This is a genomic window from Cognatitamlana onchidii (assembly GCF_004804355.1).
Taxonomy (GTDB): Bacteria; Bacteroidota; Bacteroidia; order Flavobacteriales; family Flavobacteriaceae; genus Cognatitamlana; species Cognatitamlana onchidii.
This window is the reverse complement of the sequence record NZ_SRWZ01000007.1, coordinates 43,954-59,724: the sequence shown is the minus strand read 5'-3', so window position 1 is coordinate 59,724 and position 15,771 is coordinate 43,954. Positions and strand designations below refer to the sequence as shown.

Here is a 15,771-nt window from a genome sequence, read left to right as displayed (position 1 = left end):
TATTATGAGAACATATATTAAAAAAACATCAGTATTTTTATTTGCATTGGTGCTGGCGCTTAGCCTTGTTAATTGTAAATCCATTCAAAACGCTAATAATAAACAAAAAGGAGCTGCTATTGGAGCAACTGGCGGTGCTATTTTAGGAGCCATTATCGGGAATAATGTAGGTGGCGGAAATGCGGCATTAGGTGCTGTTATAGGTGGCGTTGTTGGCGGTGGTGCTGGTGTTCTTATTGGCGATAAAATGGATAAACAAGCGCAACAAATAGAAGAGGAAGTTCCTGGGGCTCAAGTAGAGCGCATAGATCAAGGAATTGTAGTTACTTTTGAGGACGGTAGCGGCGTGTATTTTGCAACAAATAAGTATAATATTAACGAGCCTTCACAAAATACCCTAAAGAAATTAGTTTCTATTTTTATTGAAAATCCAGACACTAAAATATTGGTTGTAGGGCATACAGACAGTACGGGAGATGCTGGATATAATATGACGCTTTCAAAAAACAGAGCCAATTCTGTAACCAATTTTTTAAAACAAAATGGAGTAAAGTCTTCAAGGTTAATTACCAAATGGTACGGAGAAGAACAGCCCATTGCAGATAATTCCACTGAGGCTGGACGTTCTAAAAACAGGCGTGTAAATATTGTTATTTTACCTAATGACGATATGATTGAAGAAGCAAAACAGCAAGCGGGTAATTAGTACCAGTTTGTTTTAGATTAAAATCCTGTTTAGATTCTAAGCAGGATTTTTTGTTTTTAGTGTTCTGTAATTATTCTAAGATTATATAGACTAAGCGGTCATGCAAAATACATTTACAGAATTCTCTACCAATGCCATTCTTAAAATAGGTAATGAAGGGCTTTTAGAATCTTACAGTACACCAAGGCAACCAGATTTATACACCTTTATTAGAACCAATGATTATCCAGCAGAGGTTGTAGTAGATAGTATCCCTTATAGCATTGAGCCAAATAGTATACTAGCGCTTACAGTAGTTCAATATTTTCAGTTTATTTCGGGTAGAGATTTAATTGTATATCAGTTTAATCGAGAGTTTTATTGTATTAAAGACCATGACCAAGAAGTGAGCTGTGCAGGCTTATTATTCTTTGGGAATATGCATATTCCTATAATCGCACTCGATATAAAAGAGCAACGCAAACTAAATATTCTTCATGAAGTGTTTTTAGATGAGCTAGAAACAAAAGATACGATTCAAGCTGAAATGTTACGCATGCTAATGGCGCGTTTTATAATTATTAGCACACGCTTACTAAAGGCTAAAGAAGGCTTTGTAGAGACTGCTAAAAACACTAAAATAGATTTGCTTCGGGAGTTTAATATGCTGGTTGAAGCTCATTTTAAAGCAGAGCATAGTGTTTCCTACTATGCAGACAGACTCTTTAAATCGCCTAAAACACTGTCCAATAACTTTGCTAAGTTAAATACCAGTCCATTACAAATTATTCATGAACGTATAATCTTAGAAGCGAAACGGTTATTGATGTATACAGATATGACAGCCAAAGAAATTGCTTATAAGGTAGGTTTCGAAGATGCCTCTCACTTAAGCCGATTATTCAAAAAACACACGACTCTATCTCCATCAGATTTCAAAAAGCAGATAAAAAAAGTCTATTAGGGAAAAATTGACAACCTTATGGGTATTCTTGTCATTTTATCACCTTTCCTTTTCATGCATCTTTGTACTGTATAATTAAAACAGCAAAATCATGAATTTAAAACACACATCCATTTTCAATCTTATTGAAATATTTAAAGGAAAAAGAAGGTCGGTAGTAAATACGATTTCGCCAAAAACGCATTGTGAGCAAAACTATATCTCAGATTTTTACTGTGATACAGAAAGGCCTCATGTTGTTTCTTAGATTGGTGATTTTTCATAAAGGGAAAAATTGACATCTTAAAAGGAAATTGCTACATGGTGCAAAATCCAGAACCAAAGCATCTTTGTACCAAGAAATTAAAACAATAAAATTTAAAATATTAACAATTAAAAATTAGAAGTAATGGACACATTTAATGTACCAACAAGAGAAGAAGTAAGCGAAAATAACCAAGCTATTTTCGACAACTTAACAAGGGCCTTAGGCTTTGTTCCAAATTTATATGCAACCTATGCAAATAGTGATACAGCTTTAGAAAACTATTTAACCTTTGCTAACGCGAAAACGTCGTTGTCTGCAAAAGAAAAAGAGGTAATTAACTTAGCCGTAAGCCAAGTAAATAACTGTATTTATTGTTTATCTGCCCACACGGCAATAGGAAAAATGAATGGCTTCTCTGAGCGTGAGATTTTAGAGCTTCGAGCAGGAAGCGCATCATTTAATTCAAAATTTGATGCCTTAGCAAAATTTGCCAAAAACTTAACTGAAAATAGAGGACGTACAGATTCTGATGTATTAGAGAATTTCTTTAACGCAGGTTATACAAAAGCCAATTTAATAGATGCTATTTCTTTGGTAGGAGATAAAACCATTTCAAATTATATCCATAGTACAACGCAGGTACCAGTTGATTTCCCTTTGGCTCAGCCACTTGAAGCAGAATTGGCTTAACAAATTAAAAAACTTAATAATTAACATATAATCAGAGCGATATGCTCGCAAAACTTAAAATTATGAAAAAGATAGTATCAGTATTAGTAGTAGTGTTAGCATTTACATTTCAATCAAATGCACAAGATCAAATGAATAAAGCAACAAAAACCATTGCTTTAGAACAGACAAAAGGAGAGTTTACTCAAAAAGGATTAACTGTAGATGCAGGAACCTACATTTTTGAAGTGTCAAATAACCATGCTGCCAAAGAGGTTGGTTTAGTTTTGGTGCCAAAAGGAAAAGACGCTAGCAACCCAGAAAATCATATTAAGACGGCTTATGTAACCACAGTTGTGAAAGATGGTGAAACACAAAAAACAAATGCAACAACTTTAACCCAAGGCGAGTATGTATATTTCTGTCCGTTAAATCCAACACCACAGTATACGCTTACAGTAAAGTAGGGGGTAGTTTGGTTAAATGTTGAATAAGGTTATCCTAATGCGGGATAGCCTTTTTTTATACCAGAGCATTGAAAGAAGTCGATGAAATCTGTAACTTTACAAAAAACGAAATATTATGTTGTCAAAAACTATAGAAGAAGCATTAAATAAACAGATACGTGTAGAGGCTGAATCTTCGCAAATTTATTTAGCGATGGCTTGCTGGGCTGAAGTGAAAGGCCTTGAAGGTGTTGCTAATTTTATGTTTGCACAATCGGATGAAGAACGGGAGCACATGCTGAAACTAGTAAAGTTTGTTAATGAACGAGGTGGTCATGCGAAAATTTCTCAATTAAACGCGCCTAACGTAACGTTCAAATCATTTAAAGAAATGTTTGAAAAGTTGTTTGAGCATGAAGTATTTGTATCTCAAAGTATTAATGAATTGGTACATATTAGCCTTCAAGAAAAAGATTATGCTACTCATAATTTCTTACAATGGTATGTTGCCGAACAAATAGAAGAAGAGGCCGTTGCAAGAACTATTTTAGATAAAATTAATATGATTGGGGATGATAAGGGAGGCCTTTATTTATTTGATAGAGACATAGAAAATCTTACGGTTACAACAGCTGCTATGAATGCACCTGAATAATTTTAACATTTAGGCTTATTTAGATTTAATAAAAATAGCTTATTTTTGCTCGCAGATTCTTATATGATAAATTTCTGTGGGTAAGAAAAAGCAAAAAAAGGCAGTAAAAAAACTAAAAAAGCTAGGTATAGAAGTTCCAAATAAGGTAAAATCTAGCTGCTGCAAAAAATTTAAGAAAGGAGAGGCTAAGCGCTGTAAAAAATGCCCTTGTTTCGATTTAATCAAGAAAGTAGCTTAAGCTTTTTAATAAATAGATAAAAAAGACCTATCAAGTTTTTAAACTTGATAGGTCTTTTTAAATTAGTGCCATGATAGATTTTATTACGCGAGCGACAGAACTCCCAAAGCAGGGCGTGAAGAGTACTATTAAATTGTTAAACGAAGATTGCACGATTCCTTTTATTTCTCGGTATAGAAAAGAACAAACAGGCAATTTGGATGAAGTTCAAATAGGAGATATAGTAAAATATAAAGAACAATTTGAGGCTTTACAAAAACGTAAAAAATCTATTCTCAAGGCTTTAGAAGAGCAGGGGGGGCTTACTGCTGAATTGAAGCAAAAAATTGAAAAGACGCAAGATGTTACAGCCCTTGAAGACCTATATCTACCATTTAAAAAGAGCCGAAAAACCAAAGCAGAAAAAGCCAGACAAAACGGTTTAGAACCATTGGCTAAAATTATCATGTCTCAAAATGCAAATAATGTTGAGTCAATAGCTCATAGATATGTAAAAGGAGCTGTTGGTTCTGCTGAAGATGCTTTGGAGGGCGCTAGACATATTATCTCAGAATGGATAAACGAACGTTCCGATATAAGAAAAGGAATTAGATATCAGTTAGAGCGATTTGCTGTTATTTCTACCAAAGTTGTAAAAACCAAGTCCAAGGAAGAAGGTGCTCAGAAATTTCAGGATTATTTTGAATGGGAAGAGTCTTTAAACAGAATTCCATCACACAGGTTGCTGGCTATTTTAAGAGCTGAAAAAGAAGGTTTTATCCGTATTAAAATTGGTATTGATGATGATCGAGCCTTAGATAATATTCAAAGACGCATTATAAAAAGTGATAACGCCTTTGCAGAACACATTGAAATAGCAATTCAAGATGCCTACAAGCGATTATTGCTGCCATCTCTAAGCAATGAAGCTTTGCAAGTAGCTAAAGAAAAGGCCGATGATGCTGCTATTGGAGTTTTTGCAAAAAACCTAAAACAGCTATTATTGGGTTCTCCACTTGGAGAAAAACGGGTCATGGCTATTGATCCAGGTTTTAGAACCGGTTGCAAGCTGGTCTGTTTGGATGCTCAAGGACAGCTAAAATATAACGAAACCATCTATCCACACCCGCCAAAAAATGATAGCAAGGGTGCTATGAAAAAGATTAGTTCGCTGGCAGATGCTTATAAAATCCACGCTATTGCTATTGGAAATGGTACGGCTTCAAGAGAAACAGAACACCTTGTTAGGAAAATATATTTTAAAAATGAGATTCAAGTGTTTGTTGTTAGTGAGGCTGGAGCTAGTATTTATTCTGCCTCAAAAATAGCAAGAGAGGAGTTTCCTAATTATGATGTAACAGTTAGAGGCGCAGTGTCTATTGGGAGAAGACTACAAGATCCATTGGCAGAGCTGGTTAAAATTGATGCCAAATCTATAGGCGTAGGTCAGTATCAACATGATGTCGATCAAGGGAAGCTTAAAAAGGAATTAGATACTGTAGTTGAAAATTGTGTTAATGCCGTTGGCGTAAACATCAATACTGCCAGTAAGCCCTTATTGAGTTATGTGTCTGGAATAGGCCCCAAATTAGCTGAGAATATTTTAGACTACAGAAATAAAAATGGTGCTTTTCTGTCAAGAAATGACATAAAAAAAGTACCAAGATTGGGAGGGAAAGCCTATGAACAGAGTGCCGGTTTTTTAAGAATTAAAGGCGCCCAAAACCCTCTTGATGATTCTGCCGTACACCCAGAACGCTATAAGCTTATAAATAAAATGGCGTCGGATTTAAAAACAACGGTGGCAAACTTAATCGGGAATTCCGAAAAGCTCCAAAGATTAGATTTAAAAGCATATTGTAACGAAACAATAGGGGTTTTAACATTGGAAGATATTATAATAGAACTTGAAAAACCAGGGTTAGATATTAGGGAACAAGCTAAGGTGTTTTCCTTTAATCAAAACATAAAGACTATCAACGATTTGCAATCGGGGCAGTTATTGCCTGGTATTGTCAATAATATTACAAATTTTGGCTGTTTTGTTGACATTGGTATAAAGGAAAGTGGTCTTGTCCATGTTTCGAATCTATCAGATGGATTTGTAAAAGATGTTAGTGAACACGTGCACTTGCATCAACAAATTATCGTTAAAGTATTGGATGTCGATATTTCAAGAAAGCGTATTCAGCTAAAGCTACATAAATAAATTTTGCTAAATTCTTATCTTTAAAGGAATGGTTTAAACTTTAAGATATGAAACAAATATTATCCTTAAGTGTTATTGGTTTTTTATTGGCATGTAATAACGCAGCAGAAGCTCCGCTTAGTGCCAAACAAGATTCAATTTCCAATAAACGAGTTATTGATTTAACTCATGAGTTTTCTGAAGAAACGGTATATTGGGTAACAGCCAAGGAGTTTGAAATGGATACTGTTGCTGCTGGTGAAACCGATAAAGGGTTTTACTATGCCGCGAATAATTTTGCTACGGCAGAACATGGAGGTACCCATATTGATGCGCCCATTCACTTTGCAAAAGGGAAACAACATGTAGACGAAATTCCTCTCGAAAGGCTTATTGGACATGCAATAAAAATTGACGTGAGTAAAAAGGCCTTAAATAATCCAGATTACCTTATTACTATTGATGATTTAACAAATTGGGAAACACAAGAGAATCAACAAATTCCCAATGGCAGTATCGTTTTACTTGAAACGGGCTTTTCAAAGTATTATCCAGATAAAGAAACTTATTTAGGGACCAGTCAAAGAGGGGAAGAAGCTGTTAAGCTATTGCATTTTCCTGGGTTATCACCCGAGGCGGCCTCGTGGTTAGTTGCTAATAGAAGCGTACATGCTGTTGGTATCGATACACCTAGTATCGATTATGGGCAATCCACGTATTTTAAAACCCACGTGGTTTTGTTATCTGAAAACATTCCAGCTTTCGAAAATTTAACGAATTTGAATAGGTTGCCTAGTCAAGGTTTTGATATTGTAGCATTACCTATGAAAATTAAGGGTGGCAGCGGTGCCCCTTTGCGTATTGTCGCATTTTTAAGCAATTAATTTGTAATTCTGGTATAAAAAAAGCATCCTATTATTGGATGCTTTTTACAGCGATAATCTTATAAATTATCTATTCATATTTTTTATTTGATCTACGAAAGTATCTAAATCTACACCATTGTTTACAAGGGTTAAAGCTTTGTCTACTATGTATTTTACATTAACGGCATGAAATCCAAGACCCACTCCAATTTTATGTAATAATTTATTTTCAGAGTTTCCTTTAATTTGATCCACATGAACCATACGCACCAAATCATAAAGGCGCTCTAAACGCTTTTCATAAGACACTGGAGGGTTAATGGGATGCGACTTGTAATCTTTTAAAATTTGCTTGTATTTCTCTTCTCCAATATTCAAATTGTGAGCCAATCTGTCTAAAAAAGCTTGTTCCTCAGGGGTTATTATACCATCATCCATTGCAACACGCACAATAGCAGCAAAATGACTTTCATTACGCTTCTTGAATCCTCCATCAAATAAATTTGAAAACGACATATATCTTATCTTTTATGTATAATAACAAACCTACATATTTTTTTGATTTTTTAATAGTTTACCTGCCGATAATTTTTATTCAAAATATCATTTTTAGTTATGATAAGTAACAGTTTAAAATCAAGTTTAATATGTTCTAAAAAATAACTCTATTAATATAGGCAAGTCTTATATTTGCAGTTCAAAACAGAATTAGGTGAGCAAAAAGGCCCTCTCTCAAACCTATTTACAGGCTTTGCAAACGCAAAATCTGCAGAAATTTATTGCTAATCCCCAAAGTATTACCCATCTAAAAGGTTTAGTAGGATCGGCTTTTTCCTTTGTTGTTTCCAGTGTTTTTAAAGACTCGAAAAAACCATTTTTATTGGTTTTTAATGATAAGGAGGAAGCGGCACATTATTTAAATGACTTAGAGCAGTTATTAACCGACAAAGATGTGTTATTTTATCCTGGAAGCTATAGAAGGCCTTACGATATTGAAGAAACCGATAATGCCAATGTGCTTTTAAGAGCAGAGGTTTTAAACAGGATTAATTCGCAAAAAAAACCCGCTATTATTGTAACCTATCCAGATGCATTATTTGAGCAAGTTGTTACTAGAAAAGAGTTAGAACGTAATACACTTAAGGTTGCCATTAATGATAACTTGTCTATCGATTTTGTTAATGAGATCCTTTTTGAATATCAATTTAAACGGGTTGATTTTGTTACAGAACCTGGCGAGTTTTCTGTTAGAGGAGGTATTGTGGATGTTTTTTCGTTCTCTCATGATAAACCCTACAGAATAGAGTTTTTTGGTGACGAGGTAGATAGTATTCGAACTTTCGATGTCGAAACACAACTGTCTATTGAGCAGATAAAAAAGATTAACATTATCCCTAATGTTGCTAATAAGTTAGTTCAAGAAAAACGTCAAGGCTTTTTAAAATATATAGCTCAAAAAACAGTAGTGTTTGTAAAGAATACGGATTTGCTCTTTTCTAGGATTGATGATTTTTATAAGAAGGCTGAAGATGCCTTTAAATCATTATCGTCCGATATTAAGCATGCCGAACCCAATGCGTTGTTTTGTAATTCTAATCTCTTAAGGAAACAGTTATTAGATTTTACATTAGTAGAGTTTGGAACGCAGGCCGTACTTTCAAATAATGCCCCAAGCAATAGCATCGAATTCCATACCACCCCACAACCATCATTTAATAAGCAGTTTAATCTCTTAATAGATGATTTAAAAAGCAACCACAGTAAAGGCTATTCCAATTACATAGTATGTGTGAGCGAGCAGCAAGCAAAACGGTTTCATGATATTTTTGATGATGTTGAAGAAGAGGTGTCTTATCACACAGTGGTGCTATCATTGCACCAAGGTTTTATAGATCATGATTCAAGACTGGTTTGTTATACCGATCATCAAATCTTTGAACGTTATCATAAGTTTCAGTTAAAAAATGGTTATGCAAAAAAGCAAGCTATTACTCTAAAAGAACTTACAAATTTAGATATTGGCGATTATGTAACTCATATAGATCATGGAATTGGGCGTTTTGGTGGTCTTCAAAAAATTGAGGTAGAAGGCAAAAAACAGGAAGCAATTAAATTGGTATATGGTGAACGGGACGTCCTTTATTTGAGTATACATTCCTTGCATAAAATTACTAAGTTTAATGGGAAGGACGGGAAACCTCCAAAAATTTATAAATTAGGAAGCAGCGCTTGGAAAACACTTAAGCAAAAAACAAAAGCTAGAGTTAAGCACGTTGCTTTTAACCTTATTAAATTATACGCAAAACGAAAAACAGAAAAGGGTTATCAATATGACGCCGATAGTTACTTGCAACACGAGCTGGAGGCCTCTTTTATTTACGAAGACACTCCTGATCAGAGTAGTGCTACTGCAGATATTAAGGCCGATATGGAGAGCGAGCGCCCCATGGATAGATTGGTTTGCGGTGATGTGGGGTTTGGTAAAACAGAGGTTGCTATAAGAGCAGCGTTTAAAGCTGTAGATAACAGTAAGCAAGTGGCTGTGTTAGTTCCAACCACGATATTAGCATATCAACATGCTAGAACCTTTAAAAGACGCTTAAAAGATTTTCCTGTAACGGTTGATTATTTGAACCGTTTTAGAACAGCCAAAGAGAAAAGAGACGTTCTTGAAAACCTTAATAACGGTAAGATTGACATCATTATAGGGACGCATCAGTTGGTTAATAAAAATGTTAAATTCAAGGATTTAGGGCTTCTTATTGTTGATGAGGAACAAAAGTTTGGGGTTGCGGTTAAAGAAAAATTAAAATCATTAAAAGAAAATGTTGATGTTTTAACCTTAACAGCAACACCAATCCCTAGAACTCTTCAATTCAGCTTAATGGCTGCCAGAGATTTATCGGTAATCACGACGCCACCACCAAATAGATACCCCATTGAAAGTCATGTTATCAGATTTACTGAAGAGACCATTAGAGATGCTGTGAGTTATGAAATTGAACGGGGCGGACAGGTGTTTTTTATTCATAATAGAATTGAAAACATTAAGGAAGTGGCAGGTATGATTCAACGCTTAGTACCAGATGCCAAAGTAGGTGTTGGGCATGGCCAAATGGATGGAAAAAAATTAGAACAACTTATGTTGTCTTTTATGGATGGTGGTTTCGATGTTTTGGTAAGCACGACTATTGTTGAAAGTGGTTTGGATGTTCCCAATGCCAATACTATTTTTATAAATAACGCTAATAATTTTGGTTTAAGTGATTTACACCAAATGCGCGGTAGAGTTGGGCGTAGCAATAAAAAAGCATTCTGTTATTTTATCACCCCTGAGTATTCAGCCATGACCGATGATGCCAGAAAACGTATTACAGCGCTGGAACAGTTTACCGAATTAGGTAGTGGTTTTAATATTGCTATGAAAGACCTAGAGATTAGGGGAGCTGGCGATTTGTTAGGGGGTGAACAAAGTGGGTTTATTAATGAAATAGGTTTTGATACGTATCAGAAAATCTTGAATGAAGCTATTGAAGAACTTAAAGAAAACGAGTTTAAGGATTTGTATAATGAAACTGAAGATGACAAAATATATGTTAAAGATGTTACAATCGATACAGATTTTGAACTTCTATTTCCTGATAGCTATATAAATAATATAGCTGAAAGGTTAAATCTTTATACACAGCTTAATAACCTTAAAACAGCCGAGGAATTACATATCTTTGAAAAAGAATTAATGGATCGTTTTGGTGAACTTCCAAAGCAAGTGACCGATTTATTAAACAGTGTCCAAATTAAGTGGTTGGCAACCAAAATAGGTCTAGAAAAAGTGGTGATGAAGCAAGGTAAACTCATAGGTTATTTTATAAACGATCAACAAAGTAGTTTTTATCAAAGTTCCAGTTTTACTAATGTGCTTAAGTTTGTGCAAACCAATCCGATGGCATGTAAAATGAAAGAAAAGCAAACCCGAAATGGGCTGCGATTAATGCTTACTTTTGAAAATATTAAATCCATTAAACAGGCTTTGGAAGCATTACAGCCAATTGTGGCTTAAAATTTGTTTTTAACTATATATGAAGCGATTAGTTTTTATTTTATTCATTTTACCATGTTTTCTTTTTTCCCAGCATGTCATAAAAGGGACCTTTACCCCAGCGGAAAGTTATAACGTTTTACTGCTGTACAAAGTAACGCCTACTATATCGGAGTATGTGGCCAGTTCTAAACTAGATGAGCATGGTCATTTCGAAATTAAGTTAGATGCTTCGCTTTCAAAAGGCGTGTATAGATTGGTGTATGCGGTACCACAGGAAGATTATAATTTTGATGTTATTTATAATGCTAAAGAAGATATTGAGTTAAGTTTTAATGCAGAAACAGGTGTAAGTTATATTAATTCTTTCGAGAATAAATTACTTTCATCTTATACAAGTAGCATGTCTATGGTAACTCAGAGTATCGGGAATTATTTTAGACAAAAAAGTAATGACACCCTCGCTTTAAAGAGCATTTTTAAGACACAAAAAGAAACACAGGAAGGCTATGAGAAAGCAGCCGAAGGAACCATTGCTTTAGATTTTATTAAAGCCAATAAACCTTATACTCCTAATAAATACTTAAAAATAGATGCTTACATAAAGGCCTTGAAAGCACATTATTTTGATTATGTAGATTACAGTAATCCGGCTTTACAAAGTTCTAGTTTTTTGACGGAAAAAACGCTGAACTATGTATTTGGAATGTCATCTTCTAGTAAAGATAAGTTGGCTGTTTTTAAAAAGAATATTGATGTTGTTGGCGAAAAAATGAAGGTGGCGCCAAAAGAAGTTCAAAGGGCCTTATTATTTGATTTATGGCAGCAAATGGCCGATTTAAAACTTGAGCCTATTGCTAATTATATTTCTGAAACGTATTTAATGGATGTGGCAGTAGCTTTAAACGATCAAGAACTTTTACGGGCATTAATATTGTATAAAGACCTTTCAAATGGCACGCAAGCTCCTGATTTTTTATTAGAAACAGAACAGGGTAATACAGGTCCTGCCAAAAGATTAAGCGAATTGGAAATAGCGGATTATTACGTGCTTGTGTTTTGGAGTAGTGGTTGTTCACATTGTTTAGACGAGGTACCTCAACTTAAATCTTATGTTGAAGCTAAACCCAAAGGAAATATCCAAGTTGTGGCCGTCGGTCTAGAAGACGAACCAACACGATGGAAGGAATTGATTGGGCACTTTCCAAATTTTATTCACGTTTATGGAAAAGAAAAATGGAAAAATGAGGTAGCGCAGTCTTATGGAGTTAAATCCACACCTACCTATTTTATTTTAAATAGAAATAAGGAGATTGTTGATAAACCCGAGAATTTTGATGCAGTAAAGGCGTTTTTCAGCAGATAGTGCTCAAGTTGCTTTAAAAATGATAGAAGGCGTTTTCTAGATGTTCAATATCATATCGCGTCTCCGATTTTATAATAGCTATAATATCAAAGCGTACTTCTAAATCTAAATTATTTGAAGTAATATAGGCATCAACTGCCTTGACTAGGTTTTTTATTTGTTTTGGTTTAACAAAGTCTTGTGGGTTACCATAATCTAAGGTTGAACGCGTTTTAACTTCTATGATCGCCAGAATGTCATCTTTTTGCGCTATAATATCCACTTCGGCTTTCTCAAAGCGGTAATTACGCTTTACAATATGATAGCCTTTTTCAGAAAGGAAGTCTACCGCGAGTTGTTCTCCTTTTTTTCCTAGTTCATTATGATGTGCCATAGTTATCCTCTAAATAAAAAGAAGTCCTCCTTCATATGCTCTATTTTACCATCTTCGTTGGTTATAATATAATCAATGGCTTGAGAGGTGAAGGCTTCTCCTTTTGTGGTTAAAGACACAATATTTTTATCAAATTGAATCATATTGTTTTTTAAGGCTAAATCGAGTACGGTTTTTGCTCTAACTTTTTGCCAGTTTATATGCTCATTAAGATGATTAACATGACGTTCACTTTCTTCAGAGTGGTTTTTTAGATGAAGTAGAAAGGTAAGCAAGGATACTTCTGTACGTTGCTGTTTTTCTCTATAAATTACAGCCAAGACGCCTTTATTAGGTGCAAATAAATAGACTAGTAAAAACACTAGACCAAGCATAGTAGTAATAGAACCTGCAATTGAGGCATCTAAACCATGAGCTAACCAATAACCAGATAGAGCGCAGAAAACTCCAAAACCAATAGAGTACAAGAGCATGCGCTTTAAATCATTGGTAAGTAAATATGCTGTCGCTGCAGGTGCTATCATGAGTGCTACTACTAATATGGCACCTACGGCATCGAAGGCACCAACCGTGGTAATTGATGACATGGTCATTAATCCGTAATGAATGCCTATTGGAGAAAACCCCAGTGATGCCGCTAAACCTGCATCGAAAGTGCTTATTTTCAATTCCTTAAAAAATGCAATCAGTAAACCGATAGTTATTATTAAAATACTGCCAATAACCCATAAAGATTTTGGTCCTAGATCTACACCAAAGGCTAAAACCCTGTCAAATGGAGCGAAAGCCAGTTCTCCTAATAGTACGGCATCCACATCTAGATGGACATCATTAGCATTTTTAGCAATTAGAATAACACCAATACTGAACAAAATAGGGAACACAAGACCGATGGCGGTATCTTCTTTTACGAGTCCTGTTTTTTGTATGTACTCCACCAACACGACCGTAATAATACCTGTTATTGCAGCCAAAAGGATTAATAGTGGTGAGTTTAAATCTTGGGTGATAAAAAAACCAATGACAATGCCTGGTAAGATGGAATGGCTAATCGCATCGCTTATCATAGCCATTTTTCTGAGTACTAAAAACGTACCTGGAATAGCACATGCTATGGCCACTAAACTTGCAATAAGCTGTATTTCAAATTGAGCACTAGTCATCGTCTTTATTTTGTTGGTTATACAAGTTAGTTGCTGTTTTAAACCCGGTATCTGTTAAGCTCCACATACTACCCTCTAATTTTACGTAGTTTTTTCTAACCAACTGCTGCAACGTACCTTTTGTAAACCCTTGAAAGTTATTTAAAATTTTTATAGAATGGGGATGCGCAATATTTTCATGTGTTTCGGCAATTCGAAACATGAAGGCCAATGTTTTATGAAGTTTAAGATCACGCCTGTTTTTAATAAATCGTATTTGCTTAAACAGGAGCCCTCTACTAGGAGAAAATATAAATGAGAATAGTACAAAAACACCTGCAATTATTACAATAACAGGGCCTGTAGATAGGTTATTTTGAGAGGCACTTATGGCGGTGCCTAATACACCCGAAAATGCTCCAAACAAAGCTGCGAGTAATACCATTACACCAAGACTGTTGGTCCATTGTCTTGCTGCAGCGGCAGGAGCAAGGAGCATCGCACTCATCAATACCACGCCTACAGTTTGTAAGCCTAAAACAATGGCCAATACGATGAAAGAGGTAATAAGAATATCTATGAGTTTTGTATTAAAACCCAAGGTTTTTGTATAATCGGCATCGAAAAGAAGAATTTTAAACTCTTTCCAAAACAAAAGTAGAACTATTAAGCACAAACCTGTTACCAAAGTCATCATCCAAACATCGCTTTCTACAAGGGTGGCTGCCTGACCGAATAAATATTTATCTAAGCCCGCTTGATTGGCGTTAGGTTGCTTTTGAATCAATGTAAGCAGTAACATTCCAAAACCAAAGAAAAGTGATAAAATGAGTCCTAAGGCTGTATCGGATTTTAAGTGTGTTTTTTTAATGATACCGCGTATCCAAAAGGTTCCTATAAGGCCACTAATGAGCGCACCTAAAAGTAATATATTACTGTCTTTGGTGCCTGTTATTAAAAACGCTACGGCTATACCTGGAAGGGCAGCATGTGAAATAGCATCGCCTAAAAGACTTTGCTTTCTTAGAACTGCAAAACTACCAAGCATGCCCGTTACGGCTCCTAAAATTGCTGTGCCGAGTGTTATAGTCCTTAGGGTGTAGTCTGTAAAAACCAGTTGTATGTATTCTTGTAAATCCATAGTTATTCTTGAATACTTACTTTGTAATTAATACCGTAGGTTTTAGTTAAATTGTCATCATTAAAAATGTCTTTTACGGGACCCGTTGCTATTTTTTTAACATTTAAGAAGGTTACCCAATCAAAATATTCAGGAACTGTTTGTAAATCATGATGCACTACAATAACCGTTTTACCTGCTTTACGCAGTTCTTTTAAAATATTGATTATGGCAATTTCGGTCGTAGCATCCACCCCTTGAAAAGGTTCATCCATAAAATAAATAGAGGCGTTTTGAACAAGGGCTCGGGCCAGAAATATACGTTGTTGCTGCCCACCAGAAAGCTGGCTTATTTGCCGGTTTTTAAACGGTAGCATACCTACTTTTTCTAAGGCTTCTAGGGCTGCTTTTTTTTCTTTTTGCCCCGGCCTTTTAATCCATCCTAAACTACCATAGGTCCCCATCATAACCACATCGAGGGCTGTGGTAGGGAAATCCCAGTCTACACTACCTTTTTGTGGCACGTAGGCCACTTGCGATCTTTGCTTGTCATAGGGTTTTCCATAAATACTAACGCTACCAGCAATAGGTTTTAAAATGCCTAAAATTGATTTTATTAGTGTTGATTTACCTGCGCCATTTGGCCCTACAATTGCCATGAGTACACCTTCTGGGATTTCTAAGTCGATATCCCAAAGTACAGGTTTATAATTGTATGCGACGGTTAAATCGTCAATTTGAACAGCAATATTATTACTCATAATGTTTTGTTTTAGCCCTGATAGAAACGGCAT

Annotated in this window: 15 protein-coding genes; 10 read left to right on the top strand and 5 right to left on the bottom strand. The window is 35.2% G+C overall.

Annotated elements, in window-relative coordinates; genetic code table 11:
- Positions 1 to 4: 4 nt before the first annotated feature.
- The 8 genes from E5D58_RS13080 to E5D58_RS13050 all read left to right on the top strand — a co-directional run bounded on the left by E5D58_RS13080 (position 5) and on the right by E5D58_RS13050 (position 6,955).
- On the top strand, positions 5 to 706 hold the full coding sequence (locus E5D58_RS13080; RefSeq protein WP_136482494.1) for an OmpA family protein: 702 nt from the start codon (positions 5 to 7) through the stop codon (positions 704 to 706).
- 100 nt (positions 707 to 806) lie between these two features.
- Positions 807 to 1,649, top strand: a complete 843-nt coding sequence (locus E5D58_RS13075; protein WP_136482492.1) for a helix-turn-helix domain-containing protein — start codon at positions 807 to 809, stop codon at positions 1,647 to 1,649.
- Between the two features lie 91 nt (positions 1,650 to 1,740).
- Entirely contained in the window at positions 1,741 to 1,896 is a 156-nt protein-coding gene (locus E5D58_RS14990) for a hypothetical protein (RefSeq protein ID WP_168796693.1), read from the top strand.
- 141 nt (positions 1,897 to 2,037) lie between these two features.
- Positions 2,038 to 2,586, top strand: a complete 549-nt coding sequence (locus tag E5D58_RS13070) for a carboxymuconolactone decarboxylase family protein (RefSeq protein WP_136482490.1) — start codon at positions 2,038 to 2,040, stop codon at positions 2,584 to 2,586.
- A gap of 62 nt (positions 2,587 to 2,648) precedes the next feature.
- Positions 2,649 to 3,032: a cupredoxin domain-containing protein gene (locus E5D58_RS13065; protein ID WP_136482488.1), complete on the top strand. Its 384-nt coding sequence runs from the start codon at positions 2,649 to 2,651 to the stop codon at positions 3,030 to 3,032.
- A gap of 115 nt (positions 3,033 to 3,147) precedes the next feature.
- Complete coding sequence (locus E5D58_RS13060) at positions 3,148 to 3,666, top strand: ferritin (RefSeq protein WP_136482485.1); 519 nt, start codon at positions 3,148 to 3,150, stop codon at positions 3,664 to 3,666.
- A 308-nt stretch (positions 3,667 to 3,974) separates the two neighbouring features.
- Positions 3,975 to 6,092 (top strand): Tex family protein, encoded by a 2,118-nt coding sequence (locus E5D58_RS13055; protein ID WP_136482483.1) that lies wholly within the window; start codon positions 3,975 to 3,977, stop codon positions 6,090 to 6,092.
- 47 nt (positions 6,093 to 6,139) lie between these two features.
- A complete protein-coding gene (locus E5D58_RS13050; protein ID WP_136482481.1) occupies positions 6,140 to 6,955 on the top strand; it encodes a cyclase family protein in 816 nt (271 codons plus the stop codon).
- A gap of 66 nt (positions 6,956 to 7,021) precedes the next feature.
- Here E5D58_RS13050 and E5D58_RS13045 read toward each other — a convergent pair whose 3' ends face one another.
- Positions 7,022 to 7,453, bottom strand: coding sequence for a tellurite resistance TerB family protein (locus E5D58_RS13045; protein ID WP_136482479.1), 432 nt, complete (start codon positions 7,451 to 7,453; stop codon positions 7,022 to 7,024).
- 196 nt (positions 7,454 to 7,649) lie between these two features.
- On the opposite strand from E5D58_RS13045, the gene mfd reads away from it, so the two are divergent.
- Entirely contained in the window at positions 7,650 to 10,997 is a 3,348-nt protein-coding gene (gene mfd, locus E5D58_RS13040; protein WP_136482477.1) for a transcription-repair coupling factor, read from the top strand.
- A gap of 19 nt (positions 10,998 to 11,016) precedes the next feature.
- The gene (locus tag E5D58_RS13035; RefSeq protein ID WP_136482475.1) at positions 11,017 to 12,342 is read left to right on the top strand and encodes a TlpA family protein disulfide reductase; all 1,326 of its coding nucleotides are present in this window, start codon (positions 11,017 to 11,019) and stop codon (positions 12,340 to 12,342) included.
- Between the two features lie 13 nt (positions 12,343 to 12,355).
- On the opposite strand, the gene E5D58_RS13030 is transcribed toward E5D58_RS13035, so the two are convergent.
- Genes E5D58_RS13030 through E5D58_RS13015 form a run of 4 tightly spaced genes read right to left on the bottom strand, consistent with a single transcriptional unit; the run spans position 12,356 to position 15,738 of the window.
- The gene (locus E5D58_RS13030) at positions 12,356 to 12,715 is read right to left on the bottom strand and encodes a YraN family protein (protein ID WP_136482473.1); all 360 of its coding nucleotides are present in this window, start codon (positions 12,713 to 12,715) and stop codon (positions 12,356 to 12,358) included.
- 2 nt (positions 12,716 to 12,717) lie between these two features.
- Positions 12,718 to 13,878 carry a metal ABC transporter permease gene (locus E5D58_RS13025; RefSeq protein WP_136482471.1) on the bottom strand — a complete coding sequence of 387 codons (1,161 nt, stop codon included), beginning with the start codon at positions 13,876 to 13,878 and terminating at the stop codon, positions 12,718 to 12,720.
- On the bottom strand, positions 13,871 to 14,998 hold the full coding sequence (locus E5D58_RS13020) for a metal ABC transporter permease (RefSeq protein ID WP_136482469.1): 1,128 nt from the start codon (positions 14,996 to 14,998) through the stop codon (positions 13,871 to 13,873). Before E5D58_RS13020 ends, E5D58_RS13025 begins: the two co-directional genes overlap by 8 nt.
- Before the next feature lie 2 nt (positions 14,999 to 15,000).
- Positions 15,001 to 15,738, bottom strand: coding sequence for a metal ABC transporter ATP-binding protein (locus E5D58_RS13015; RefSeq protein ID WP_136482467.1), 738 nt, complete (start codon positions 15,736 to 15,738; stop codon positions 15,001 to 15,003).
- Between the last annotated feature and the right edge of the window lie 33 nt (positions 15,739 to 15,771).